The organism is Geomicrobium sp. JCM 19039, assembly GCF_000698145.1.
Taxonomy (GTDB): Bacteria; Bacillota; Bacilli; order Bacillales; family Marinococcaceae; genus Geomicrobium_A.
In genome coordinates this window covers 42,122-67,361 of record NZ_BAXB01000008.1, presented here as the reverse complement: position 1 = coordinate 67,361, position 25,240 = coordinate 42,122, and the positions used below count along the sequence as shown (strand labels likewise).

General features: G+C 44.6%; 24 protein-coding genes and 3 pseudogenes. 2 read left to right on the top strand and 25 right to left on the bottom strand.

Annotated features, from left to right (window positions below):
• Positions 1-20: 20 nt before the first annotated feature.
• The 15 genes and pseudogenes from JCM19039_RS26480 to JCM19039_RS09700 all read right to left on the bottom strand — a co-directional run bounded on the left by JCM19039_RS26480 (position 21) and on the right by JCM19039_RS09700 (position 13,836).
• Entirely contained in the window at positions 21-353 is a 333-nt protein-coding gene (locus tag JCM19039_RS26480; RefSeq protein ID WP_052398681.1) for a LysR substrate-binding domain-containing protein, read from the bottom strand.
• Positions 350-889 (bottom strand): LysR family transcriptional regulator, encoded by a 540-nt coding sequence (locus tag JCM19039_RS26475; protein WP_052398680.1) that lies wholly within the window; start codon positions 887-889, stop codon positions 350-352. The genes JCM19039_RS26480 and JCM19039_RS26475 overlap by 4 nt, the downstream gene beginning before the upstream one ends.
• A gap of 127 nt (positions 890-1,016) precedes the next feature.
• The gene (locus JCM19039_RS09760) at positions 1,017-2,441 is read right to left on the bottom strand and encodes an aldehyde dehydrogenase family protein (RefSeq protein ID WP_042426569.1); all 1,425 of its coding nucleotides are present in this window, start codon (positions 2,439-2,441) and stop codon (positions 1,017-1,019) included.
• Positions 2,438-3,616 (bottom strand): iron-containing alcohol dehydrogenase, encoded by a 1,179-nt coding sequence (locus JCM19039_RS09755; RefSeq protein WP_238544993.1) that lies wholly within the window; start codon positions 3,614-3,616, stop codon positions 2,438-2,440. The genes JCM19039_RS09760 and JCM19039_RS09755 overlap by 4 nt, the downstream gene beginning before the upstream one ends.
• Positions 3,617-3,631: 15 nt before the next feature.
• Positions 3,632-4,396 carry an SDR family NAD(P)-dependent oxidoreductase gene (locus JCM19039_RS09750; protein WP_042426563.1) on the bottom strand — a complete coding sequence of 255 codons (765 nt, stop codon included), beginning with the start codon at positions 4,394-4,396 and terminating at the stop codon, positions 3,632-3,634.
• A complete protein-coding gene (locus tag JCM19039_RS09745; protein WP_042426560.1) occupies positions 4,393-5,061 on the bottom strand; it encodes an aspartate/glutamate racemase family protein in 669 nt (222 codons plus the stop codon). The genes JCM19039_RS09750 and JCM19039_RS09745 overlap by 4 nt, the downstream gene beginning before the upstream one ends.
• Before the next feature lie 99 nt (positions 5,062-5,160).
• Positions 5,161-6,273 (bottom strand): PrpF domain-containing protein, encoded by a 1,113-nt coding sequence (locus JCM19039_RS09740; protein ID WP_052398679.1) that lies wholly within the window; start codon positions 6,271-6,273, stop codon positions 5,161-5,163.
• Positions 6,274-6,296: 23 nt separating this feature from the next.
• The gene (locus JCM19039_RS09735; RefSeq protein WP_042426558.1) at positions 6,297-6,890 is read right to left on the bottom strand and encodes a sugar phosphate isomerase/epimerase family protein; all 594 of its coding nucleotides are present in this window, start codon (positions 6,888-6,890) and stop codon (positions 6,297-6,299) included.
• Complete coding sequence (locus JCM19039_RS09730) at positions 6,877-7,101, bottom strand: hypothetical protein (RefSeq protein WP_042426556.1); 225 nt, start codon at positions 7,099-7,101, stop codon at positions 6,877-6,879. Before JCM19039_RS09730 ends, JCM19039_RS09735 begins: the two co-directional genes overlap by 14 nt.
• Before the next feature lie 16 nt (positions 7,102-7,117).
• Positions 7,118-8,181: pseudogene (locus JCM19039_RS25395) on the bottom strand (Ldh family oxidoreductase).
• Positions 8,182-8,314: 133 nt separating this feature from the next.
• Positions 8,315-9,238 carry an AEC family transporter gene (locus JCM19039_RS09720; protein ID WP_042426553.1) on the bottom strand — a complete coding sequence of 308 codons (924 nt, stop codon included), beginning with the start codon at positions 9,236-9,238 and terminating at the stop codon, positions 8,315-8,317.
• A 105-nt stretch (positions 9,239-9,343) separates the two neighbouring features.
• Positions 9,344-10,696 (bottom strand): annotated as a pseudogene (locus JCM19039_RS09715) (CitMHS family transporter).
• Positions 10,697-10,740: 44 nt separating this feature from the next.
• Complete coding sequence (ltaE, locus tag JCM19039_RS09710; RefSeq protein ID WP_042426550.1) at positions 10,741-11,778, bottom strand: low-specificity L-threonine aldolase; 1,038 nt, start codon at positions 11,776-11,778, stop codon at positions 10,741-10,743.
• A 262-nt stretch (positions 11,779-12,040) separates the two neighbouring features.
• A complete protein-coding gene (locus tag JCM19039_RS09705) occupies positions 12,041-12,772 on the bottom strand; it encodes a DUF6282 family protein (protein WP_052398678.1) in 732 nt (243 codons plus the stop codon).
• A pseudogene (locus tag JCM19039_RS09700) lies at positions 12,756-13,836 on the bottom strand (isocitrate/isopropylmalate dehydrogenase family protein). The gene JCM19039_RS09705 and the pseudogene JCM19039_RS09700 overlap by 17 nt, the downstream one beginning before the upstream one ends.
• 115 nt (positions 13,837-13,951) lie before the next feature.
• On the opposite strand from JCM19039_RS09700, the gene JCM19039_RS09695 reads away from it, so the two are divergent.
• Positions 13,952-14,701, top strand: coding sequence for a LysR family transcriptional regulator (locus JCM19039_RS09695; RefSeq protein ID WP_052398677.1), 750 nt, complete (start codon positions 13,952-13,954; stop codon positions 14,699-14,701).
• Between the two features lie 129 nt (positions 14,702-14,830).
• Here the strand turns inward: JCM19039_RS09695 and JCM19039_RS09690 are convergent, their stop codons facing one another.
• Together JCM19039_RS09690 and JCM19039_RS09685 are read right to left on the bottom strand one after the other, a co-directional pair.
• The gene (locus tag JCM19039_RS09690) at positions 14,831-16,024 is read right to left on the bottom strand and encodes a YecA family protein (protein WP_042426547.1); all 1,194 of its coding nucleotides are present in this window, start codon (positions 16,022-16,024) and stop codon (positions 14,831-14,833) included.
• A 632-nt stretch (positions 16,025-16,656) separates the two neighbouring features.
• On the bottom strand, positions 16,657-16,992 hold the full coding sequence (locus tag JCM19039_RS09685) for a nucleoside triphosphate pyrophosphohydrolase (protein ID WP_042426544.1): 336 nt from the start codon (positions 16,990-16,992) through the stop codon (positions 16,657-16,659).
• Between the two features lie 119 nt (positions 16,993-17,111).
• Between JCM19039_RS09685 and JCM19039_RS24360 the strand changes: the two genes are divergently transcribed.
• Positions 17,112-17,279, top strand: coding sequence for a hypothetical protein (locus tag JCM19039_RS24360; protein ID WP_193744198.1), 168 nt, complete (start codon positions 17,112-17,114; stop codon positions 17,277-17,279).
• A gap of 165 nt (positions 17,280-17,444) precedes the next feature.
• Here JCM19039_RS24360 and JCM19039_RS09680 read toward each other — a convergent pair whose 3' ends face one another.
• From JCM19039_RS09680 to JCM19039_RS09650, 8 genes are all read right to left on the bottom strand, one after another.
• On the bottom strand, positions 17,445-18,098 hold the full coding sequence (locus JCM19039_RS09680; protein ID WP_042426541.1) for a hypothetical protein: 654 nt from the start codon (positions 18,096-18,098) through the stop codon (positions 17,445-17,447).
• Positions 18,059-19,087, bottom strand: coding sequence for a hypothetical protein (locus JCM19039_RS09675; RefSeq protein WP_052398676.1), 1,029 nt, complete (start codon positions 19,085-19,087; stop codon positions 18,059-18,061). The genes JCM19039_RS09680 and JCM19039_RS09675 overlap by 40 nt, the downstream gene beginning before the upstream one ends.
• Positions 19,071-19,571 carry a M14 family zinc carboxypeptidase gene (locus JCM19039_RS21955; RefSeq protein WP_052398675.1) on the bottom strand — a complete coding sequence of 167 codons (501 nt, stop codon included), beginning with the start codon at positions 19,569-19,571 and terminating at the stop codon, positions 19,071-19,073. Before JCM19039_RS21955 ends, JCM19039_RS09675 begins: the two co-directional genes overlap by 17 nt.
• Before the next feature lie 1,263 nt (positions 19,572-20,834).
• Positions 20,835-21,371 (bottom strand): hypothetical protein, encoded by a 537-nt coding sequence (locus tag JCM19039_RS09670; protein ID WP_042426538.1) that lies wholly within the window; start codon positions 21,369-21,371, stop codon positions 20,835-20,837.
• An 81-nt stretch (positions 21,372-21,452) separates the two neighbouring features.
• Positions 21,453-21,725 carry a hypothetical protein gene (locus JCM19039_RS09665; protein ID WP_042426535.1) on the bottom strand — a complete coding sequence of 91 codons (273 nt, stop codon included), beginning with the start codon at positions 21,723-21,725 and terminating at the stop codon, positions 21,453-21,455.
• Between the two features lie 417 nt (positions 21,726-22,142).
• Positions 22,143-22,967, bottom strand: coding sequence for a tripartite tricarboxylate transporter TctB family protein (locus JCM19039_RS24355; RefSeq protein ID WP_042426532.1), 825 nt, complete (start codon positions 22,965-22,967; stop codon positions 22,143-22,145).
• Between the two features lie 679 nt (positions 22,968-23,646).
• Positions 23,647-24,264 (bottom strand): hypothetical protein, encoded by a 618-nt coding sequence (locus JCM19039_RS09655; protein WP_152550161.1) that lies wholly within the window; start codon positions 24,262-24,264, stop codon positions 23,647-23,649.
• On the bottom strand, positions 24,192-25,175 hold the full coding sequence (locus JCM19039_RS09650) for a plasmid pRiA4b ORF-3 family protein (protein WP_042426527.1): 984 nt from the start codon (positions 25,173-25,175) through the stop codon (positions 24,192-24,194). The genes JCM19039_RS09655 and JCM19039_RS09650 overlap by 73 nt, the downstream gene beginning before the upstream one ends.
• Positions 25,176-25,240 lie beyond the last annotated feature (65 nt).

Genomic DNA, 25,240 nt, shown 5'->3' with positions numbered 1-25,240 from the left:
CGAACAAGGCATGGGTCGGTTTACAATCGTTTCACATCAATGCTATGGATGTAACGTAAGAATGCACCGATCGTGTTCACGGAAACGGAATCTTGGTCATAGTACATCCATGTTTTGCGAATGATCGGTTCACCGTCTGGGTTCTTTAATGTTTTTTTGTAGATGCTTGGATCGTCGTCTACGATCAAGTCCGGCACGATGCCGTATCCTAATCCGTTAATAATCATTTCTTTGCACGTATCGACTTGATCAACGCGCAAGCCAACATTCGGGGGATAATCGAAGTTCTCATTCCACCAATCTTCAACGAGTGCGATGAGTTTACGATCGGTTTTGTAATTGATCTGCGTCATTTTATGCAGATCATCCATTCAAAGGGTTCGGTTGATGCGACGCATAACGTTTCCTCAAAAAGTACGTCACGTCTCCCTCGCCATGGGTAGTCGCCTCGAATAAAGCCTACATGAACGTCCCGGTCCGCCATCTTTCTATAAATGTCTTCGCTCCACCCAGATAAGACTTGAAATTCAACGTTCGGATAGATTTTTCTGAAATCTCCCAAGATCTTCGGTAGCTTGTATTTCGAAAAAAAGTTGGATGCCCCTAATTTAAGTGTGCCGCCTAAGTTATCCTTCATACTAAGCACATCTGACCGGATTTGTTCTTGCTGTTTTAGAACGTTAACCGCCTGCTTAGCCAAATACTCACCTTCCGGTGTGAATTGAATGCCTCTACGTTCTCTTAATATGATTTGACATCCGAAGTATTCTTCAATTTGTTTCACTCTTGCGGTAAGAGCTGGTTGAGAGATGAACAGTGTTCTTGCCGCTCTTGTAATATTTTTTCGTTCATACAACGCATGAATAATCTCCCAATCTCGTAAATTCATACTGAACCTCCCTCCCATCTATGTGCACTCATCTATTCCGAACTTCACAGCCCTCAAGAGGGCTTTACTAAATCTATTATACACAAAAGCCCTTGATCTCAAAAAAGACCAAGGGCACGTTTCATCGCTAAAGTTTAAAAGAGACGAACTTTATCTCTGACATTTCTTCTGTGGAGTATTTGACGCCTTCTTTTCCGATGCCACTGTTTTTAACTCCTCCATACGGCATGTTATCGACTCGGAACGTTGGAATGTCGTTGATGATGACACCCCCTACTTCTAACTCATCGGCGGCCTTAAACGCTTTTGCAATCTCGGTCGTGAACACCCCCGCTTGTAAGCCATACGCTGAATCGTTAACACCGGCAATTGCTTGATCAAAGGTTTCATAAGGCGTCACGGTGACAACGGGACCAAATGCTTCGTCTGCATTTACAGAAAGTGTACGATCTGCATTCGTAATAATCGTAGGCTCAATCACTGCACCTCTTTTGTTTCCTCCAAATGCAATTGTCGCTCCTTGTTCATGGGCTTCGTTCACCCACGCTTGCAAGCGTTCGGATTCCCCAGGACTAATGAGCGCAGATACGTCTGTATTTTCGTGAGCGGGATCTCCGATTTGAAGCGATTCGGTTTTCTCCACAAGGCGATCCAGAAACGTATGATACAAACGATCTTGAACAAATATACGCTGAACAGAGATGCATACTTGTCCTGCATACGTAAAGGCTCCTTCAACACAGCGTTCTACAACAGCATCAAGATCTTCGACTGTGTCAACAATGACTCCCGAGTTTGATCCTAATTCTAAGGTAACTTTTTTAAGACCTGCTTTTTCTCGAATCGCTTTCCCAACAGAAACACTGCCTGTAAACGTCACCATACGCACTCGGTCATCCTTAACGAGTAGGTCCCCCAACTCACTGCCCTTGCCTGTGATGACTTGTAAAGCACCTTTAGGTAGCCCAGCTTCCTCAAAGATTCTCGCAGTCATTAAGCCACTAAGAGGGGTTTGCGATGCGGGCTTTAACACGACTGTATTTCCTGCCGCAAACGCCGGTCCTAATTTGTGGGCTGTCAGATTAAAAGGAAAATTGAACGGCGTGATAGCGGCAATCACACCTAACGGTTCGTGCTTTGTGTATCCGAGTCTACTTTTGCCCCCTTCGGCGGCGTCCAGCGGGACCATTTCTCCATGTATCCGCTTTGCCTCTTCTGCAGCAAAGCGATACGTCTCAATCGTTCGCTTGATTTCTCCCCGAGCCGCTTTGATTGGCTTTGCGTTTTCTTTCACTAAGATTTGTGCACATTGTTCATCGTATTTTTCAAACCCAGCTGCTACGTTTGATAACAGTTCAGCACGTTCAAACGCGCTCAAAGATTTCATCGTACGTGTCGCATGGTGGGCACTATCAATGGCCCGTTTCACTTGTGCTTTTGTGGCGAGTGGAATGCGCGCGAGCTCCTCTTGATCGTAGGGAGAGTATAACGTTTCATAGCGCTCTCCAGCCTCCCAGTCTCCGTCTATATAGAGCATTTCCCCTTCGTTCATCGTCGCAACCCTCTCCCGTTGTACGCCCGTTCATATATCGCTAGAATTTTCTTTTCATTTAAGGTATACGGGGTGTTTGATAGTAGTCTCGTCACTTTTGATGCTTCCTTTGCTAACTGTGGTAAAGATGGTTCATCAACACCTAACTCTTGTAGGGATGAGGGCAAATCTAAGTCTTCTAACAGTTGAAGTAGATAATAAACGATGGCGTCCAACGCGAGATCGGGCGTCTCGGTATAGTCTCCTAATTGCAGCTTTGATGCAACAGAGACCATTTGCGGTGTGCACGTCTTGCCCGTCACCTCCAGAACGAACGGGAGCAACAAGGCATTGGCAACCCCGTGTTCAACATGATACGTTCCACCGAGCGGATACGCGAGCGCATGAACGGCACCGACACCGGCATTGGCTAAAGAAATGCCTGCCATGTGGCTGACCATACTCATCCCTACTCGAGATTCTAGGTTTGACCCGTTGTGTACGGCTTGATGAATATGGAGAGGAAACAGCTCCATTGCTTTTTCTGCGTACATGTTTGTAAACGGCGTCGCTCTGACAGCGACGTACGATTCGATGGCGTGTGTAAAGGCGTCTACCCCAGAAGACGCGGTAACTCTAGGTGGACACGAGCGTGTGAGTACAGGATCAACGATCGCAACATCTGGTAAAAGCGCCGAGCTTACGAGCCCCCGCTTGACCCCTTGTTTCGTATCACCAAAAATGGCGTTCATCGTCACTTCTGCTCCTGTTCCCGCAGTAGTTGGCAATAGAATACACGGCACCGAACGACTTGGGATCGTCACTTCACCGGATAAGTATGAGGATCTTTCTTCCTTACCTAACAGCGCCGCGATTGTCTTTGCGGTGTCCATCGCGCTTCCCCCGCCCAGACCAATGACGACGTCAGGTTGATACGATTCAACTTCCGTCACTGCCGATTCGAGTAGCTGAAATGAAGGTTCTCCTTCAATATCGGTGAAACGGTCTACGTGAATGCCTTCGTCCACAAGCAAACGACTCGTCCGGTCCACAAGTCCTGTACCGACCATCCCTTTGTCACTGACGATCACTACGCGTTTGGCATCAAACGACTGAACTTCTTCGGATAACGTTAAGAAACTATCGACACCAAAACGAACCCGATTTGGCGACTGAAAATCTGCATACCCATTCATGTTCATCTCTCCCTTTTACCAGCTTGTCCATCCACCGTCGACGTAAAGCGTTTGTCCGGTTACCATATTCGAAGCTCCAGAACTTAAGTAAAGCATTGCACCAAATAGATCTTCTGTCTTCGCAAGCCGCCCCAATGGAATTCTACTTAGCACATCGGCTTTGAATGCGTCATCCTCCATCATCGTAGCGGTGAGCGGTGTCTCGATAAAGGTTGGACCGACAGCATTCACTAAGATGTGGTCGCCCGCCCATTCAATCGCAAGAGCTTTCGTCAATTGCTTCACTCCACCTTTGCTCGAACTGTATGCGGACCGTTTATAATAGCCAACTTCAGCCATTTGTGACGACATATGAATGATTTTGCCTCCCCCTTGTTTTTTCATATAGGGGTAAACGGCTTGGCTAAAGAAAAATGCGCTTTTTAGGTTCAGGTCCAATACAGCGTCCCATTCAGCTTCTGTAAACTCAATCGCAGGTTTGGTGATGTTCGTTCCTGCATTGTTCACTAATACATCAATGGCGCCAAACCGCTCGAACACGTCTTCCGCTAGCTTCGGTAATTGAGCTGTCTCGGTCACATCAAATGGAAAAATCGCGACGTTTTCACCGTTCCCTAGTTCTTCTTGCACGGCTTCTAAAGACGATCGGTTTCTCGCGACGAGCGCTACTTTGGCGCCATTTGTAACATACAACTCCGCTAAGCTTTTCCCGATCCCTTGGCTTGCGCCTGTTAAAACAATGACACAATTTTTTACTGAAAATAATTCACTTGCATTCATTTGCTCCTCCCCCTTTTTGCGAGGTTAATGATGGCTTCTACGCTAACGCTAGGCCCGGTCAACACATTCGGATAAGGGGTTGTTTCGTTGGTCACAGCGCGCGCCATTGAATATTGAGCCAACACGACCGTGTCGCTAGCACGAACGGATTGAATGGCTTCACGAATGTGCTGGTCATGGCTAGCTACATCACCTGCTTGCAATGCAGCAAACGCTTCTGTCACGACTTGAACCCGAACCGTTACATCTTTTTCTTGCTCTCTAGCGATCTGTTGTATGATTCGCTCGGTCGTCGGACCAGCAGCGCGAATCGTTGCAATTACATAAATGTTGTCGCTTTCTGATACCGCCCGCTCCAACATACTCTGATCGGAACTTAGTACCGGAACCGGCATTAAGTCGGCTATATCAGAAACATACGGTGTAAACGAAGAACAGGTAAATAAAATCGCATCCACATCACTCTCTGCTGCTTTACCTGCCAAGTCCGTCAAGCGCATGATCATCCGAGTCGTCACTTCGTTCGTTTCATTTAGTGCATAAATCAAACCCTCATCCATAAAATTTACGAGCTCAACGTCTTCTCCATACGAGGAGAACGCATCAAGAATGGGTGAGACAGAGTTCATCGTCGCGTGAATTAAACCAATTCTCAGTTTCTTCATCTGTTATTTCCTCCACATTGCAAGAAGTCCTACACATATTGTACGTTTTTCAATACGATAGATAAAATTGAAAAAGATAATACTTAACCATTAATACTCTTAATAAAGATCCGTATAAAAGAGTTCTCCGCGCATAATCAGTCTTGCGGTGCGACTCATCATTACAGCTTCTACCTCTTTTCCGTCTGTTTCGGCAGTGACTGAAATAACACCTCCTGGGTGTCCAATCCGCAACGTATTTCCTTTTTTGCTACCTATGATTTGATTTGGCAATGTTCCTTCTAGCAACGCTGTGCCTGCTAGATTATACAACCCGCTCCCAGCAAATGTTTTATGAACCGTTCCCATCGATACCATCCTAGCTGTCACATCAACTTGATCCGAACTTACTCGCTCTCCGTTGTTGGTTGAGTAATCCATCGGTGGCGCGAGCAGTGCAACCTTCGGAATCGATTGGTACTGTTTCGCCTCCTCCAATGTTTTTGTTAGGCCTGATCTGACCGAATATAATTGGCGGATTCTCTCGATTGTGCGTAGAAGCTGATGATTGTTCGCTAATTCAGCGACACACTCATTCCCTCGCAAACCAAACTCGGTAGCAGATAGAAATACAAACGGGTTTACAATGTCAGAAAGCGTCACTTGAAACTGCTCTTCTTCGCATATGTTGCCTAAAGACAACGTTTGCCCAAGCTTGCCTCCTCCAGGACGAATCAACTTGACTTGATATTCAGCACCTTTTCCGACGACACCAGGCATGTGATACGAACCGCTCACCTGCGCGTTCCCTTCAATGACCGGTACTGTGATGTGTACGTGACGATCAGTGTTCGTATTGTATGCCCGCACGATCACTTCATTTTGCGCAGCGTCGATGTCCAACATGTTTTCATCAACGGCAAATGCTCCGACAGCTGCCATCAAATTCCCGCACGTGCCTAGTGAGTCAGCTACAGATTGACCAATGCCAATTTGATAAAATGTAAATTCAATATGTGCATTCTCCCGTAAACTCGTTCCGACGACCATTACCTTACTCGTGTGAGACGTACCACTGCCGAGCCCGTTAATTTGATTTGTGTTCTTCGTGTCCAATGCTTGATAAAAAATATTCTGCCACTGTTCGTCATTACGAGGTAAATCTTCTTCCTTAAAAAACACCCCGCGGCTCGTACCCCCACGATACACGGAACAAGGAATTGACTTTTGCATGATCATCACCTCAATGCATTGATTTATTGAATGGATCGCAAGTATTCGATCGCCCGCTTTGCCGTGTCGAGAGAGTCCCCTTGCTGCTTGATTTCTAGACTAATAAAACCGGAATAGTCCATCTGTTGCAACGTATTCAAAACAGACAGCACATCAAAAGAACCCTTGCCTGGAACGAGCCGGTTTGAATCTGAAAGGTGAACAAACCGAAGGTGTTCATTTGCAAATCGGAAACATTCAGCGACCGTTCCCCACGTCTGCTCGGCTTCGACATGTACAAGATCCAACATGACTCCTAGAGAAGAACGAGCAAATGTGTGGATGTAATCGATCGTTTCATACGTACCATTTAAATTGTTCATATGCGTCTCATTTTGCGGTTCGATCACCAGCTGTACATTTCTTTTGTCTGCTTCTATGAGCACTTGATCAAAAGCCGTTCTCATCAACTCCCATGAATATGATTCGTCTTCCAAGAGCTGTCCTCGCACTTTACCGATGGTCACGACCGCATTAAATCGTTCTGCCCAAACGATTAACTCAATCACTCTACGTATCGCTTCCTCTCGTTTCGAGCGATCTCTTGCCGTAAATGATAGCTCATCATCCGCAACCATCGGCTGTGCTCAACGCCGCCACTTGCAAATCGTTCCCCTGCATCATCTTGTACACTGCATCAAGGTCGGCAATGTTCGGCTCACGCACGAGTAGTTCAATGCCATCATAGCCGATTGCAGAAAGCGCCGGAATGATGTGCTTCGATTTTCCTTTCGCACTGAGCAATTGCTGTGCTGTTTCTTCGGTCTGATATGGATAAGCGACCTTCACAAAACGCTTCCCCCTTTTAGCTTAGTAGTGACACATCTAACGCGTAGCGCTCCAATTCTAATTGCAGTTCTTTTCGTACATTTTCACTAAGTGGAATTCCTGTTTTCAGACGAGTTTGCGCCGTTTTCTCCTCGGGCTCTCCGGGAATTAAGATGTCGTCAAACCCTTTCGCCTTTGGCAACGATTTCGTCTTTTGCACGAAATCATCCATTCTATGATGAAACTCGGCATCGGAAACGAATAGATCTGGGCGTATGGCAATAAATAAGTGTCCGACATTTTGGGGCTCTGAATGATCGAAATATAAACTTTTCACATTCCCGCCGTAGTTCGCTCCGGTGAGTACGCCTGATAATAGTTCCATTAACATCGCAAATGCCGAACCTTTTGCACCACCAAACGGTAAGCAAACCCCTTCAAATGCTTGTTTTGCGTCCGTCGTAGGTGCCCCGTCGTTATCGAGTGCTAGCCCTTCCGGTATGGCTTCCCCATTTGTAGCCGCTAAACGAATTTTGCCCCGAGCAATAACGGTCATTGCCATATCTAAAACGTATGGTGATTCGTTTCCAGCAGGAACCGCAGCAGCGAATGGACTTGCCCCTAAATAGGCGGTTTTTCCACCCCAAGGCGGAATGCTGGTGATGAATTCGTGTACGCCATCGAGATGTACCCTTTTTTCATCGCCTCCATCACGTAGATCGCGGCCATTCCGTAATGCGTACTTCGTTGTACCCCGACCAACCCAATACCTGAAACTTCGGCAAGTTTCACCGCCTCTGCCATCGCAATATGGCCGGCTAAAAAACCCATCCCGTTATCGGCATCCACTTTGGAAACCGCAGACGTAATTGAATCCACTTGAATGTTCGGTGTTGGATTGACAACTTGTTTCCGGATTCTTTCGAGATACATCGGCATCCTCGAAATTCCATGTGAATCCAAACCTCTGACGTTCGCGGCAACGAGATCTTCAGCAATTGTTGAGGCATCTTGTTCCGGAACTCCTTCTGCTTCGAATAACAACCGACTCACCTTTGTCAGTTGTTCGGCAGAGTAGTATGTGACCGATTCTTCATTCATTGTATTTCCCTCCAACATCAATCAAGTACAGCTGGTTAATATGCACTGTTATATGTTTAGATTACATCCACTCTGCCATAAGTAAAAATAGTAAAAACAGCAATCAGAAATCAATATTTCAAATGGCATAACATTAAAATAAAACCATCGATACGTAGATGACAACCGTTACCGTTATACTACTGACGAGCGTCGAATAGAGCACGACTTGTGCATGTAGCTCAGGTGCGACTTGATGTTCTAATGCAAGCGTTGCCGTGTTCCTTGACGTCGGCAATGCACTCGCAATTAACAACGATTGCGCCATCACCCCATCAATGCCGAGTAAATAGATGAAGAGCAAAGCGAGGGCTGGACTCACGAATAACCGGCCGAGCAAACTCCACACAATCACTTGATGGAACGCCTTCAATTTGATGTTGGCGAGTTGCGCACCGAGTAAGAATAACGCCAAAGCCATAAATGCGTCAGCCAGCTGTTCAAGCGGAATGAGGGCAAAATTTGGAAGAGGTACATCTGAAATTTGGAAGACTAAACCTAAAATAAGGGCATGTATGATCGGCAAGCGAACGAGCGCCTTTAAAATATTCAAAATCGATTTTGATGCTGACATTAAGTTGTATAAGCCATACGAATAGGTAAGGATATTTTGAATGACGATAATAAAAATTTGAATCGAAACACCTAGAGGGTTAGCACTAAAAATGAGCTGGCTAATCGGTAAACCATAGTTCCCTGCATTCATAAGTGAAATGCTGTTTTTCAATGCGGCCCGCTCCGGTGTCTCAAGCTTTAACAGTTTCGCCAAACCCGTTCCGAGCAACATGAGACTAGACATGAATAATAGCAAATACAAAAACAATTGACCCATTAACTGATAGTCAAAAGCAGACTGGGAAATGTTTAAGAAGACTGCCGCAGGCATAAAACAATACGTAATTAATTTTGTAATCGTTCGTAGATGAAAATCGAACTTCTTTTGGAGGAACATTCCTAACGTCATCAATAGTAATATCGGCAACACAACATCCAAGAAAACTAGATGAATAACATCCATAACAAAACTCCATTTCAACCCGATGAGTAAGAAAAAACAGCCACTAACTGAGTGACTGTTTGATCGTTTCCGGGTTTACATTGTATAAAGAAAATCTTGGTTGGTTTAGTAAACGCCGATAATGAAACCGAAAATCAAACCAACAATGGCGAAACCCCAGAACCAGAAGAATGCGTACTTCATGAATTGACCAATTTGTACACCGGCCAGACCAACACCTAGCCAAAGGGCAGGAGATAAGAACCCTTGCGAGAATGTGCTTCCAATCAACATCATAAACGCGGTTGATTCTGATGGAACGCCAAAGCTTGAAGCTACACTTTCAACGACTGGGAAGATGCCGTAGTAATATGCATCCGTACTCATAATAATGTCCAAAGGAATACCGAAAAACGCGACGACAATATGGAGATATGGACCAAATGCATCTGGCATGACCCCAACTATGGACAATGCAAGGGCATCAAGCATTCCTGAGTCTGTAATGACACCGAGAAACAGTCCGGCAGCCAGAATAATAGATGCCATCATTAATGCCGCTGGCGCATGGGCACGAATTCGCCCCATTTGATCATCGACCGAGCGAAAGTTTAACGGTAACGCAATCGCAAGACCGATCATAAAGGCAAGCGCCGGTGGTAAGATATCAAAGAGCATCGACAACAATACGCCGACGAGCAATAGTGCATTAATCCAGATCATGGCTGGATGTTTGATCGTTTTCTCATTGGAAGCTTCTTCATTTTCTTTTTGTTGCTTAATAAAGTCATCAGCAATTTCTCTTGAATCGATATTTTGTGTGTTCTGAATTTCCCCGTTATCTATACGTCTCTTGATACGTTTTTTCTCTCTCATACCTAGAACAATCGCAAACCCAATCGCAAGGAACAACGCTCCGATTTGCCACGGGATAAGCGGGTACCATAATTCAGCAGGGTTATCATACCCAAGCACCGAGCAATCCGCCCAACCGGGCCTCCCCAAGGAACGACATTCATAAAGCCAAGACTAAAGGTGGCGAGCATGAGCAATAACATCGGGCTCATGTTCAACTGTTTGTATAAACCAATGAGGGCAGGAATGGTTAATAAATAGGTGGTCGCACCAGCCCCGTCAAGGTGGCAATTGCCCCTACGATAATTGTGACGATACAAACAATGATGACATTCCCTCTCGTAAGGATAATCAAGTTTTTAATAATTGGATTAAATAAGCCGACATCATTCATAATGCCGAAGAAGATAATTGCAAAAATAAACATAATCGCTACATTAATAACTTGATCGGTCCCCCACTAAAGAACTCTCTAAGTTCATCAAAGCCGAACCCTGCAATAAGTGCACCGATGACAGGTATAATCACCATCGCAACAATCGGATGAATCTTGCCCCACATTAAGAAAGCGATTACAGCAAAAATAATTAAAAAGCCAAAAAATGCTAAGTATGCTTCTGACATGCTGGACTCCCCCTTCTATCGCTATTAATCTATGTTTTTACAATTCACACTTCTTGCACCATTTCTTTAATCACTCGAACGACTCGTTCAACATCTGCTCTTGATATTTCTCGATGGGTAACGAGTCGGACTTGGCGCTCATTCATTCGACTCACCAATATTCCCTGATCTTTAAGCCTTTGGATGAATAAAGTGGCATCAATGGGTAGCTGTTCGAGCGATACAATCACGATATTCGAGTGGACTTCCTCATTGATGATGCGTAGCTCGGGCAATCGATGTAAACCATCGGCAAGAACTTCGGCGTTCGTATGATCAATGGCCAATCGATCAACCATCGATGCCAATGCAACCTGACCGGCAGCACCGACAATTCCTGCTTGTCTCGTCCCTCCACCGAGAGCTTTTCGCCACCTTCTCGCTCGATTAATTGTTGGCTGATCACCGACGAGAATCGAGCCCATCGGTGCGGACAATCCTTTCGATAGACAAATGAGCACTGTACCGGCATATTGCGTGATGTCTTGAACATCGACTCCTAAACGAACCGATGCATTAAACAGTCTTGATCCGTCCAAGTGAATAGGGATATTCATACCGCCAGCCAGGTCCGCCACTTTCTCCATATACGAAAGAGGCAATATCGACCCGCCCGATCGTGCATGTGTATTCTCCAAACAAACAAGTCCGGTTTTTGGTTGGTGAAGGTCTGTGGTTGTACGGATCGATTTGGCGATCCGCTCGATCGTCATCTGTCCGTTTACGCTCTCTAACGTTCTCGTCTGAACGCCTGCAATGGCGGCAAGCGAACCGGTTTCTGAGTAGAACAGATGCGAATCTTCACCGAGAATAACCTCATCCCCTCGTTCTGTCTGACTCAATACCGCTAAGAGGTTCCCTTGCGTCCCACTCGTCACAAACAGCCCTGCTTCTTTTCCAAGCTGCGCGGCTGCCTGCTCCTGCAACTCATTGATCGTTGGGTCTTCTCCGTACACATCATCCCCAACCTCAGCGTGTAAGATCGCCTCTCTCATCTGCTCGGTAGGTTGGGTCACGGTGTCACTTCTCAGATCAATTGTCATAGACTCCCCCCATGCTCTCTATTGAAATAAACCGCTTACAAGACTGAATACTTTAGGTCTGTACAGCAATTAAATATAATAGTAATAAATATTCAGCCAGAAGTGAAATCAGATTATTTTGTATTGACCATCAATAAAACTGATGGCTAGCAGGGGGCGTGGGTAATTTCGTTATATCTCAAGCAGTTTGGACGGGTTATCCTTCATCATTTGGTCCACTTCGTTGGAAGTAAAATGTTTATGCAGCTGTGCGTGCATGTCTTCAAGAGCATCTGCAATCTGGGTTTTCCAGTTGACCACTGTCCGTTGAGATGATCGTGGACTCATAACCAACACGATGAATTGCTTCGATATTTGTTTGCATGTTCATTTTGTAAACACCGGCTTTTAGCGGTTGAGCAAATGTTCGTTCAAAATAGACGGGGTATTCTGATACCAACTCCTGTTGCTGCTTCAATGATACGTTCACAATGTGGTATTCAGGGTGAGTAATGACGACTTTTTGAACCCCTCGTTTGAACGCTTCCCGAATGATAGGTTCCATTTCCACACTAGAGATATGTCCTGTCGCAAGAATCAAGTCACGGTCTGCAATTATCTCTAAAATATGGCAAAGCGCTGAAACAGGCTTCCCCTGTTCAAACAATCGAACCCCTCCGGTTATGCCGGCTTTTCTTCTATGATTCTCTGCATCAATCGTCGGCAACCAAACGATTTTGCCTCCTAATGAAGCTGTCACTTCGACAGCCTTCGGATTCAGTCCACCCACCGCTTCATTCAATGTGATGCTCCCGAATGTTTTTACCTCTGGGTAAAGCTGGTTTAATAACGACGCTCGCTCACTCGTCGGAAAATGGTGCGATTTCAAGACGAGCGCTTTTAGCCCAGACAATTGTGCAGCTTCGAGCAACTGAAGGTCATCATGCTTACGCGCACGTACATCGGGTGCTGAGTGGACGTGCATATCTACAATGCCATTAAACCTCCGTGTCATTGGCAACCTCAGCACAGACGGCTTCAGCAAACGAGGACGTCGTAGCGCTCCCCCCCAAATCTGGCGTAACGATGTTTCGGTGAATCGTTCTTGCGATGCTCTCCTCCATTTTCCTCGCAACGCGAGTAAGCCGCTCATCATCGTGCTTTTTCGCAAGCCATTCAAAAAGCATCACCGTTGAATGCATCATGCCAATTGGATTGGCGATATTCTTCCCTTCAATGTCTGGGGCTGAACCGTGAGCGGCTTGTGCCATCGCTTGCGTTTTACTCGTATTAATGGACGGTGCGATGCCTAGGCTTCCTGCTAACTCACCTGTAAGATCCGATAAAATATCCCCAAACATATTCTCCGTAACGATGACATCAAAATCCCCACCTCTTCGAACGAGGTGCGCGGCCATTGCGTCGATATGATAATCATCAACGTCTACTTCAGGATACTTCTCGGCAACTTCTCGACAAACGTCCAAAAAAGAACCCTGTACCTAAGCGAATAACATTCGCTTTATGGACGATGGTCACTTTCTTTCTGCGCTCCATCGCTGCTTCAAAAGCGGCTTCAGCAATTCGTGTAATCGCCTTTCGTGTGAACACCCCGGTGGAAACGACAACATCTTCTGTCACTTTAAATTCTCCTAAACCGGTATGCATATTGCGATCCACATAATACCCTTCCGTATTCTCTCGATAGATAACGAGGTCCATATCACTGATTCGTGCATTTGATTTCGGCATCGACTTGGCAGGCCGAACATTCGCAAACAAATCGAAATGATGACGCAGCTCGCCACTCGGGTTACGTTCTCCCTTGAACTGCTGGGGGTAAGCCGCAGAGTCATGCGGACCTAAAATCCATGCATCACACGTTTGAAGCGTCTCTTTCGTTTTTTCTGATAAGGGCGTTCCTTCTTTATGAATGCCTTCCCATCCCATCGGCAAAGCGATCCATTCAATGTCTAACACGGTTGCATCGATACAAGCTTCGACCACTTGTTGATTTGCCTCGATAATTTCTTTTCCAATGCCATCACCAGCCAACACCGCAACTTTGTATGAGTTCACGTTCATTTCCCCTTTACGACTTCACTTTCATTCAGTGTATACTAAAGTGAATTATTAAAAAAATAGATTATATTAATTGTATGTGATTAAAAATACAAATAACGAGGGATTAATAATGGATTTTAAAGATTTTGAGATTCTTAAAGCCATTCATGAAGAAGGCAACCTCACGAAAGTAGGCAATCGACTATTTATCTCGCAACCGACCGTTACACATCGGATTAAACAACTAGAGAAACAGCTCGAAATTACGATTTTAAAACGAGGACGAAAAGGGGTAGAATTTACTGATCAAGGATTGTATCTACTTAAACACTCGGAAAAGTTGTTAACGAATATGAGAACACTGCAAGAAAATCTATGGAACTTGGAGGAAGAACCTCATGGGACACTTCGCATCGGTGCCTCTCGTTCTGCCGCTCTTCACCTTCTCCCTGAAATTCTTCACGCCTATTCTCACAAGCACCCGAATGTTAGCTATACGATTACCGACGGCTTTAATAAAGAGATCATCCAGTCGGTGTATAAAGAAGATGTGCACGTCGGCATCGTTCGAGGAGACCACCATTGGACTGATGCACAACTTACCCTTACAGAAGAACGGATATGTATTCTCGCTACCGAGAAAATCCCTCTCGATCAGTTACCGATCAATAAACGGATCCTCTATCAAACCGACCCGTACTTGACGGCAATCATTGATAATTGGTGGCGAGACCAGTATAAACAACCCCCTAGCGTAAGTATAACGACGAGCACGATGGAAATTGCTCAGAAATTTTGTGAACAAGGATTAGGCTATATAATCGCACCTGAAATGATGGTCCCAAGAGACTCCAGCTTAACGATTCAACATTCAAACTAAAAACGGGGAGAACATCATGTGGCCGACGAGACTTGTCTATAAACAACAAACAACCGATCTGAACCTCGTTCAGAAATTCGTGGAGCATATAAAAAAGTTGTGAAGCAAGGCTCACTTCACAACTCTAGGCTAGTCCATACAACACTTTTTATACTTCTTCCCACTTCCGCACGGGCATGGTTCGTTTCGTCCCACTTTCGGGCCAGGTTTGAAGGGAACGACATTGTTACGTGGGGTTCCTGCTGATTCACCGGCCACTTCATTTGGTCTATGGCCTTTGAGCTCCCAACTTGGGGTGGAATTGTATACGTCATTTAGCTCATGGATGAGCTGGTTTACGTCTTCACTTAGGGGTGGCACTCCTGTGCGGTCTTCTAAGAACATCAACATTCCTGAAATCGGTGTGGATTGTTTCGTAAACATCATCACTTCAAAACCGATATCATCTAAGATCTCTTCGTCGGTCACATCGTAATTTTTTGCAATCGTCTTAAGAAGACGATTCATTTCTGGAGTACGCTCATAATACGATTCATCAGAAGCTTCGATTAACTGCTCGTTTGTAAACTCTCGATAGTCGAGGTCAGGACGTTTCTCTTGCTCCGCTAACACTCGGTCCACATCATCCACCATGAAACTTGAAAGGAATTCGGCTTCCATATCAAATTGGTCGGTAAATTGTAAATCAAAATGAAGGGCATCGATAAACGCAGTTCCCTCTTTTTTATATGAGTAGTTCGTGTTTAACAAAAGCAACTCCATGAGTGTACGAGGAGCTTCGATCGCACCATAGTAATGGAGCAAGCCTTTTATGACTTGGACCCACTCTGTATTCTTATTTACTTGTTCCTGTAGTTCGTCCCCATCAGCTTTTTTGAATACTTGCTTTAATTCTTCAGGCAAGTACAGTACCCGTTTTCCATCAACCGTTGCCGGGAACAGCAAACAATACGAGTAGAGTTCTTTATAATAAGGGGATAAACTCGGCTCAATTACGCCGTCTTCCTCATCCAGCGCACGCTTCATTGTTTGATAGACGTGAGATGGCATCCGCTTATAGAATGGATGAGCTCGCTCAGACACTTGCTCGACGAGCATATCAATCAACTTCGTTTTATTGAGTTTACTATAATTCTTGATTTTATATAGCTTCGTAATTCCGATGAGTTGGTCTCGGGTAAGGGCTTGAAACGCCTGCCGGAGGTCTCCGGGTTCCTTCACCGCTGACCAAATCTTCTCCTCTTCGCGATCGATTCTTCTATCTTCATCTGTCTTACGTAATTCAAGCTCCTGCAACAACTCTTGCTTCTGCTTTTCGTTCATGAACAGTCCCTCCATTTGTCTTTACATTATGCACGATCTATGAACCTCTTAAACTAATTGTAGAAGACTGCGCCCGAAAAGCCAATCATTCGTGCTATATACGTTGAACGAAAGAAATTCAGTGAGTCCTATTATCGCGATCGATCCTTACAGGCAAACGCCTACCTATTGACTGTTGAAGTACATCTCACTTCGACAACTTCGTTGTCGATCATTGTTCGTCACTGCAAGGGTTGCGGGCAACACGGAAAACGTTTGCCGAAGGGTAAAAAGTGGTGACCTAGGGTCACCACTTGGCACAAGCACGTGATGGCCGGTCACGTATGTGACAATCCAGCCCTCAAACCGGCCACTTTCGGCCCTCAACGGTCACATATATCGCGATTTGTGACCATTGGCTCCGTTTATGTGCGCATCCACGTTTAAAATGATGATTTTTCTTTCTCAAGTGTCACATTAATGAATATATGGGGCATTTGGACTTCTTTCCACACACCTTAGCCAGTAGGCATAAACGTGAACCGCGTCGCCGTTTTGCTCTGGACAGCATAAAAAACACGGTGGGCGATCTCTAACCACCGATGTTGCACTTGTAGTCCGGACTACAACTACCTGTGCAAATCAGCCCAAGACTAATCGTTGTTGTCGTTATCAACCCGTTCCAGAAAGACTCTGTCGTGAAAACCGCCGCGCTCTGCCAGCTTGTTTGCACGAATCTGTTCTACTTGCTCTGCTGAACTGCCATGAGCGGTCGCTAGAGCATATACGACTTCAATTATGTCGGCAAGTTCCTCTAGCGCTTCTTCCGTTGTTGACGCCGTCAAATACTCCTCGACCTCTTCGTTTAACTTGTTGCGGAGTTCGTGCTCGTATTCATTGTGAGTCAAAACAATCGTTGCCGGATGCTTGCCTTGTTGTTTAATGATTGCCGGTATCCGATCTCTAACAAGTTTGTTGTACGCAGGCATAGGCGTCATCCTTTTCGTAGAGGTTATTGTCTTTAATGATAACAAAAAAGTGCAGTTGAAAACGACCGCCTTAGTTGATACGATCGGATCTACGAATTAAAACAAAACGGGTGACGCGTATGGACCTCATCAACATGGAGCTACTTCAAACAACATTAATTATTGCGAGCTTTCTAGCCATCATCCTTTTTTTCTCCAACTTGTTCGATGTATTTAACGAGAAGATCATGGGACCGACTTACAAGCGGGTGCTGAAAACGATCAAAAAGGTTTTTACGAAGAAGTAGCGAGTTGAGGATTGTGAACGCTTCAAAGCGCAGAGTTATTAAAGAATACAGAAAGTATTTGGAAGGAGATTGTCATTTATTCATTCAAGAGTGCTTCGTCAAATTTATATACAGTTGATAAAAGGGATGCCACGTGAAGCCGCGGCATCCTTCTTGCTTCATAATTTAATCTGTCCACTTTGCAATCAATGCTTCGGCATGAATGGATAGCATGTAGTTCGCATACCGAGAGATCATCTCGTTGTCAAAGTAACGTTCGAGCAACAGTTCAAAGCTCGCCATATGCTCGAGCACTTTTGCTCCATTATCCCGTCGCTCGTAATTGGCGATCGCTGTAAGGTGGAGCGTTAGCGTTCTTACGACTCGTTCGTCGGTAATGTCTCCTGACGCTTGTAAGTCAAACACAAGGGCGCGAATGTCTTCAGCCGTAAGGTCAGGGTCAACAGGATTGACGAGATCATCAGGTGCGTGCGGTGCTTCAAGCCCGCCGATGCCGACACCGACGTAGGCGTATTCATTCACATTCCCTGGCGTTGAATGGGAAATACCCGCTTTACCGCCGAACATGTTGCTCTGAATCGTCACCGCTTGCCAATCGGCTGGTTCCTCTGCACCATCCGGCCACATTTTCACTTGCACCGATTCAGCTTGACGCTTGAGCAACACGCGGTACCACTCGTCTTCTTCCAACGTGAACGGCAATTCTGCCGTTTCAAGTGCAGACGTGCTGCCCCCTCTACGCTGCATAATACGCACTTCATTCGTATTCATTTGCGCATCTACGTAAATGCCATTCTCACTTCCCGGAGACCCAGACATATGGAAGCCAAGCTCAAACATCGTCCGGTGAATATCATTTCCACGAACGAGCCCGAAGATTTCTGTATCACCGTACAGTTCACCAACACTGTCTGATACGAGACCACGGACCCGGACCCAGTCAGAAACTGAAGGCGTGTGGGCAAGTCAAGTACGGTAAATTGGTCAGCCCGTGCTTGCCAGAACGGCGACCAATCCGAAGGTGACTCGCCAACTGCATTCTCTGTAAAGTCAGTTGCAAATTGTGCAGGTTCAGACACTGGCGGTGTGTCCGGCCAATACTTCGGCAACTCATAAAAATCATCGCCATCGAGCTGATTGATGCCGTCTGCCATATGATGGAGAATGCCCCACAGCCCGTCTTCCATAATGTCGATGAGGTTCTGATCATACGGTGCATTCGGCTGCTGGCCCGGCATTTCAAACAATACTGTCCCGGTGCCGTTTAGAGCAAACGCATGGCGCGCTTGTCCAGGTAAATCCCGAGTAGAATGATGCACATACCGCGCCAACCCAGGCTCGACACCACCGTCCGCCCGCTCGTTCACACCGTTGGCGGCCGCAAGTGCGTATTTGCGCGATTTATCTTGATCCCACTCTGGATAATCGTCTGCATAGCGTGGATTTCCGTCTGGTCCAAGCGCCGGATAGTCGAGGGCAATCGTTACCGGTTCGTCTGTCCCTTCAATCACATTGTTCGCGCCCATCTGATGAAGGTCCACGTACGCCTCTACCCCGCCAAACTCCGCTTGCAACTCTTGATACAAATCTCTTAAAATTTGTGACTCATTCGATAAAAAGAAACCAAAATTCGCCGTGTTGCCTGGAAGGTCAGCTGCTTCAGGAACATAATCCAAGTCCGCATTGAAATCGCGGTTCACATCAAACCCTTGTCTGCTTTCGTTATAGTTCCATGCAGGCTCCGCCCCTTCCAATTGCGGATGGTTTTCAACGACTTCGTCCCACGTAATGTCATTTTGACGCTGCACAAGTTCCGCCCCGTCCGTTGAACTTCGGGACCGCCACGACCGTAATCTCATCCAGAATGAACTGAACTTCTTCCTCATCACTCGTCGCAAGTGTCTCTAGAAGGGAAACTAACGATTCCGTACCGAAATTCTCATTGCCGTGAATTTCACTCGTAATGAGGATCACTTCGTCGCCCGTCCCGATGCGCGTAGAATAAATGTCCCGCCCGCGCTGGGATTGGCCGAGCACATCAATGTCGAACTCTCCGTCGCTCAACTCTGCAATCCGCTCCAGCTCCGGCAACAAATTATCATACCGAATCCACTCAGACGGATCAAAGTTCGTGCTACGCATCATCACTTGCCCATCACCCGTATCCTCTTTCTCAATCTCGAGAATTCGGTCCATCTTTTCCAACGCATCCTCAGGCGAATCCGCCGCTGCCATATTCGCAGGCAGTACAGCAAGCATTGCCGCCATCGGAACGACTCTCTTCCAGTGCATACACATTTCCCTCCTTGTACTTGCAGTCCTTAAATAAGTTTTCCTTCGGGATGCGAATCACCTGTCAGGAGGGGAAGAGATAGTCCGAAAATGTATGATGTCGGGAGGAATTGTCTAGGAGGATGGTTAATCAGCACTTCATGCACGATCAATGACCCGATTAACTTTTTCAGTTGGCCATTGTTCAGTTAATAAGAAGCAGTTACTTTTTTTCGACCACTGCATAAGTACCGTTCACTAGTAGGTTCACTTAAAGCCTCGGGTTAATTGATGCCACTAATGTGTGCAGTAAGCGATCCGTCGCGACCCTCGTACATTATGAGAAGCAATGAGGCTCCGCTCACGCATAACAGAGGATTACACAGTTTCCGAACACAGAAATTTATCCCTTTACAGCGAAGATTTAAGAGTTGGATAGAAACAGCACTTATCCTGTGGAGATGTGTCCAGAAAAGTAATCGCTTCGGAATATATTAGGAAATCTTCGTAGAAGTGGTCGACGAAACAAAGAAGTAGAATACATTGTAGAATATGTTAATCGACGCAGCATTCCGGTAAATCCGATCTCTTTCCAGCGATAGTCGCTCAAAAGATTTTCAGATTACCTGCGTTGAATTGTATAGAGTGGTCAAATCGTGGGGATGTGTTGAGGGAGGAATTTGAAGGAAGTCAGTAAGTAAACGCACCCTGCTCTCTGGGAGCCAATGAGAATCGTACTCTCTTCTATGCGCTATCCCATTTAATACGATGATTTCATGTTATAAGAATGAGTGTGTAGTGATTAATCGTTTGAGCTTTGCACCTGAACTCATCTGGAGTTTATTGGAATACAGCGATCTACATAAATTAAATTAAAGGGGTTCATTCGACGACAAGATCGGGATTTACTTTGGAGATTAGTAGTAGCTAGTGAAGATAATTCGAAACACCAGCGGACTGAGCATTGTCACGGGGGAGGGATAAAAATCTTACCATATATCGTTTTATGGTAAGATTCCCCTTGTTTTACCAGGCGTATTGTTAAAAATCCTCCCATAGATACTGGAAATCTTACCATAGAATGGCCAATGGTAAGATTCCAACCGAATAAGCTAGCAAGATTGAGAAAATCCTCCCATAACGGTTCACTACCTAGTTCAAACCCCAGATCGTTTATGTTAACGAATAAATGAAGTATTGTTCACTTCACTTTATATAAGTGCGGAACGCTATTTTTCAGTGGTATGCTCTATAAGAGATAGCGATTTTTGTATTTCCTGATTTCTAAGATACTTTTTTCCGCTCATGTTTCACCGGTCGACCTCTCACGTCGTAAACCGATACGCCATAATCCATGAGCGTTTGAAGTAATTCTTTTCGGTTTTTCAAATGATGATAGTCAAAACTAAATACCGGAATCCCCTCACTCCTAAGCCAGTCATAAACATAACTGGCATTCTGACTAGAAAAGTTCTCTTCATATTTTGCATCATCTAGTGTAATAAAGACGATGTACGTATGGACGTTATTGCGATACAAGTGAACAGAGTACAAATCTTCCCACGGAACGAGACCTACCGTGAACCTCACGCCCTCATCCGTCACCGTAATGATCGCCCCTGCATCTTCCGTAACCGTAGAGATCATCGGAATACAGCCAAGCACCAAAAGCCCAACCAATATTAAACTAAAAGTGCCCTGCCCATCCGGATTCATCCAAGCAAGAAACGCAAAAGCGAACAAAACTAGAGCGGCCAACACGCACATAAAAATAATTAAGTTCGTTCGTTTCTTTGATAAGTAGAATGATTTTTCGTTCATGTGTGAGCTCCGATCAGTGAGGAGTCCTCTTATTATAGCAGGCTAGGCATGGAAATCCTTGTTCATTGTCTCTGTTTACAATCACCTGGAATGATCTCGGTTAACGTATATGACCTCATCCTTATCAAAATTATCAGCTTGTTCCTCATCTAATTTTTGTAGGATATAACGATCCAACGCCATTCCCGTATAATCACCTTTTACTTCATTATGACGCATGGCTTCATCGAGATAAATTTGCTCATAATCCGGCAAATCCATCTCTTTTATTACTTGATCTTTGGTTTTATTTTTCCAACTATAGGTCAACAAGAAGTCAGCTTTTTTGGTAAAGGACACATCATTTTTACTCATTTTGCTTCCTCCACTTCGTTAGTCTTCAAGTTAATTATAGCATTCAAGTGCGTCAAGTATTTCAGGTGTTTATGGTTTAGTCGCCTGTGTTCTACATGAAATTCTGTTCTATCGTTTTGCAAGTGATCGCTTGCTTCTAATCGTTGCCAAGCATTCCGTCGACAGAATAAAACTTGGTCTTTATAGAGTATCCCTATCGCATATTCTAAGGAAATATCGCTTTGGCCAACAGACACACTACGTTCCCAAATTCATGTGATCATGAAGTCGTAAAAAGGATTTGCTACATTACCCGTTAGAACTCTTTATGCCATATTCATGGAAAGGGGATGTTTGAATGAAGTCTTTTGTAAGCATTTGGATTTTTAGTATAGCGAATCCCTAGATGCCATGCATTTACTTCATAAGTATTCATTCCTATGGACTTCTAGAATTCAAGTTGTCAAAGCTTTCTAACTGGTCCTCGTAACGAAATAGAACCATGTCAAAATTCGTCCCCCAATGGTCTATAGCTTCAATGAATATGTCTTCTTCATTTTCATCCGCTAAGTTGTTATTAATCTCCCATAGATCCACTAAAGATTCCTGCTGATACTCATAATTAAATTTAACCATATCAAAATCTGAATCCCATTTATCAAAAGATTGTTCTATTAACACATAGTCAAAAACATTATCAATCTCTAAAGTTAGCAATTCACGATATGCCTCTTCTTGATTGTTAAGGCTAAATTCTTGCATGCTATAATCATCTGGCCATTTTTCTTTGGAATTCTCGGAGATAACAGCCAGGACTTCATCTTCATCAAGTTCGACAATCGGGTTTACATAATCCTCACCATTAGCTTCGATTAATAAACTCTCCATATGATCTAATGGAGTGATATCTCCTTCCATTACTTGTGGTTCTAGAGTCGGTTCCTCTTCCTCTAATGGATCATCGACTTCAAGATCAAGTTCAATGAGTTCGAACTCCTCCTCTTCAATCACATCATCTTCCTCAATAGGAACATCTATATCCTCATCATCGAGCGAATCTCCAGAAATTTCCTGAGATGAAGGAAACGCAATAACAGCCACAACAATAAAAAGAATAAACGCAGCAGCAGTAGACCCAGCCGTAATTCCTGAAATCATCACAAACTTCCTATTCTTCATGACCGCAAAGACGATTAATGAAATGATAGCAGCCCCTGTAATAAAGAAAAATAAAATCGCTAATAATATTGCAAAAAATGACATCCATCATTCCTCTTCTCATTTTTAAGATTGTGAAAACGAAAAGCAAAAAACAAGATAATTAGTTCAACATCCCCGATCTAATAATACTACAAAACTTTTAAAAAATAGAAACAAAATATATAAAAAGAACAGAAGTCAAAAGTAACAAACGCACCAAAATAAGTGCAGCCAATAAAAGGTTGCACTTACTTAACTATTCAAACGTACTCTATAGGTTCATTGTTGGCAGAGTACACGTGTGAAATCGAATCGAGCAAAATCTGTCAATTTTATTCTAGCGTTTAGACCGTGTGCTCCGCTAACGTATGCGGTCTATTGTTTATCTCTAAAGAAATGTGCGCAACATACAACAGCTCGCTCCTTTCTATAGATTGTTATTTCATTTATAAGTAAATCATCAACTATTTCAGTTGATAATCAACCGAAAAAGAAAAAGAACCCATGACCTCGATCATGGGTTCTAGTAAAAACTTACAACAAAAACAAAATATAGTTTCAATCCACGCACCTGCACAAGGTACGATAGGGTCTGAGATATTTATAAACCTCAAATCCTGTAACCACATCCATGAGGAAATATTACCCTAATTCTCGACTATTCATCCATCAACCGATTCAATTCATGGTACGAACCCCTTATAGATTTTAAGTAAGCTTAGGGTTCGCACCCCGTACTTCCCTACAACATCCCCATCTCCCTTAACACACCGTTCAAGTTCTGCAGTGGCCCTTCTTTCACTTCGATGCCCATCGTCTGTTCAATACCGGCTATAGCGTTGTAAGCCCGCTCGCTTTGGATGTTCATTTGCTTTGGGTAATATCCGGTTTTTTGGAAATAATCAATGATCATTTGCGGAAGATCCGATTCCTCTTCGAAATGTATCATTTTGTGATCTGCGATCATGCCCATCCTTTGGCTAAATGCGACATACAGAATTGGAAAGTGAGGCCGTTCGTCCTTTTGATCTTGTACTGGTTCTGGGAATGACCGCACATCAATCTCAAGCACGTCATCCATCTGTCTAGCCGCAGCTTGTACTTGCCTAATCTGCTCAAAGGGCAGCGGCTGTACCTCTTTTTCTACTTCTGTATATTCAAAATCGATCATTTTACTTTTCCACTCTGCGCCTTCATTAGTCATAGTAGGAATTCGCGCAAACACCCTACCTTCTGACGGCTCCTCGTACTCGCGCACAACCTCAATTACCTGCTCCATCGCCAACATCAACTCTGCCGCTTCCTCTGGCTCAATATGCCACGGATAATATCCAGCCTGAACGACCGAAACAGCGGCCACGCATTTTTTCCTCGGAACGTGTGACCCGCATCTTTGATCAACCGGTAATCCCGGTTCGTTAAGTCATTACGATTATCGAAAGAAAGCATCAAACATTTCTGATTCAGTCCGTCTTCTGTTCCTTCTAGCACGCCAAGTAGCGATTGCAAACCTTCATCACCTTGGTAGACGGCCATGCCGTACATCTCTCCGAGAGCGCCCATGACACTGCAATACAGCATTTTTTCCATTTCTGGGTGCTTTATGGCGATAATATCATCAGAATTTAACGCCTTCCACGGCGCTGCAGCTTTGAATCGTGTTGTTTCAGTGAGGAGGTTGTCCCAGATGTTGTCAATAAACAAATCTGCTGGCCCGAGTCGAAAACGTTGCGACCACATCATCCCATTCTTCTCACTCATCAACATCTCTTCTGTTTCTTGGTCAGGAACCTCGTGATTACCAGACTCCATCCACTCATCTTCCGGCCATTCGCTCCGGGAATCTTCTTCAGGTGCAAAGTAACTGAGCTCAATGATCTCTGGACATTCCTTTCGTCCTTCCAAGACCTTCATAAGTTTAATTGTATGCAACCAATCGTCGCCAGGGTCATAAAGGTATTCAATTTCATCCCTTTCTCCATTAAACCAGTCAGCGATAATTTCCTTCGCTTCATTATATGGCTCAATAATCGCATCAAAAACCATATCAGGATTTGTAATGATCGATTTCATCTTATTCCCAAAAAGATTGACGACATTTTCCCCTTCCTCAGTTTCCACTTTAAAATCATGAATATGACTATTCTCCCAACCAAATGCACACTGAATAACATCGTGCAATTGTCCAAAAGTCGTTTGACCATCAAAGAGAATCGTTCGTTCAATCGCCGGGCTTAGATAGCTTAGCTGAATATTTAACTTAAAAATCACCGTATCACATCCTTTCCCCAAGCATACTAGAAAGTAGTGTTGGTGTGCTGGGCTTTTTGTAATTT

Coding starts and splice junctions, on each gene's coding strand:
- JCM19039_RS26480 (WP_052398681.1), bottom strand. CDS start 353: ATGACGCAGATCAATTACAAAACCGATCGTAAACTCATCGCACTCGTT.
- JCM19039_RS26475 (WP_052398680.1), bottom strand. CDS start 889: ATGAATTTACGAGATTGGGAGATTATTCATGCGTTGTATGAACGAAAA.
- JCM19039_RS09760 (WP_042426569.1), bottom strand. CDS start 2,441: ATGAACGAAGGGGAAATGCTCTATATAGACGGAGACTGGGAGGCTGGA.
- JCM19039_RS09755 (WP_238544993.1), bottom strand. CDS start 3,616: ATGAATGGGTATGCAGATTTTCAGTCGCCAAATCGGGTTCGTTTTGGT.
- JCM19039_RS09750 (WP_042426563.1), bottom strand. CDS start 4,396: ATGAATGCAAGTGAATTATTTTCAGTAAAAAATTGTGTCATTGTTTTA.
- JCM19039_RS09745 (WP_042426560.1), bottom strand. CDS start 5,061: ATGAAGAAACTGAGAATTGGTTTAATTCACGCGACGATGAACTCTGTC.
- JCM19039_RS09740 (WP_052398679.1), bottom strand. CDS start 6,273: ATGCAAAAGTCAATTCCTTGTTCCGTGTATCGTGGGGGTACGAGCCGC.
- JCM19039_RS09735 (WP_042426558.1), bottom strand. CDS start 6,890: ATGGTTGCGGATGATGAGCTATCATTTACGGCAAGAGATCGCTCGAAA.
- JCM19039_RS09720 (WP_042426553.1), bottom strand. CDS start 9,238: ATGGATGTTATTCATCTAGTTTTCTTGGATGTTGTGTTGCCGATATTA.
- ltaE (WP_042426550.1), bottom strand. CDS start 11,778: ATGACAATTGATCTGAGAAGTGACACCGTGACCCAACCTACCGAGCAG.
- JCM19039_RS09705 (WP_052398678.1), bottom strand. CDS start 12,772: ATGACACGGAGGTTTAATGGCATTGTAGATATGCACGTCCACTCAGCA.
- JCM19039_RS09695 (WP_052398677.1), top strand. CDS start 13,952: ATGGATTTTAAAGATTTTGAGATTCTTAAAGCCATTCATGAAGAAGGC.
- JCM19039_RS09690 (WP_042426547.1), bottom strand. CDS start 16,024: ATGAACGAAAAGCAGAAGCAAGAGTTGTTGCAGGAGCTTGAATTACGT.
- JCM19039_RS09685 (WP_042426544.1), bottom strand. CDS start 16,992: ATGCCTGCGTACAACAAACTTGTTAGAGATCGGATACCGGCAATCATT.
- JCM19039_RS24360 (WP_193744198.1), top strand. CDS start 17,112: ATGGACCTCATCAACATGGAGCTACTTCAAACAACATTAATTATTGCG.
- JCM19039_RS09680 (WP_042426541.1), bottom strand. CDS start 18,098: ATGTCTGGGTCTCCGGGAAGTGAGAATGGCATTTACGTAGATGCGCAA.
- JCM19039_RS21955 (WP_052398675.1), bottom strand. CDS start 19,571: ATGCACTGGAAGAGAGTCGTTCCGATGGCGGCAATGCTTGCTGTACTG.
- JCM19039_RS09670 (WP_042426538.1), bottom strand. CDS start 21,371: ATGAACGAAAAATCATTCTACTTATCAAAGAAACGAACGAACTTAATT.
- JCM19039_RS09665 (WP_042426535.1), bottom strand. CDS start 21,725: ATGAGTAAAAATGATGTGTCCTTTACCAAAAAAGCTGACTTCTTGTTG.
- JCM19039_RS24355 (WP_042426532.1), bottom strand. CDS start 22,967: ATGTCATTTTTTGCAATATTATTAGCGATTTTATTTTTCTTTATTACA.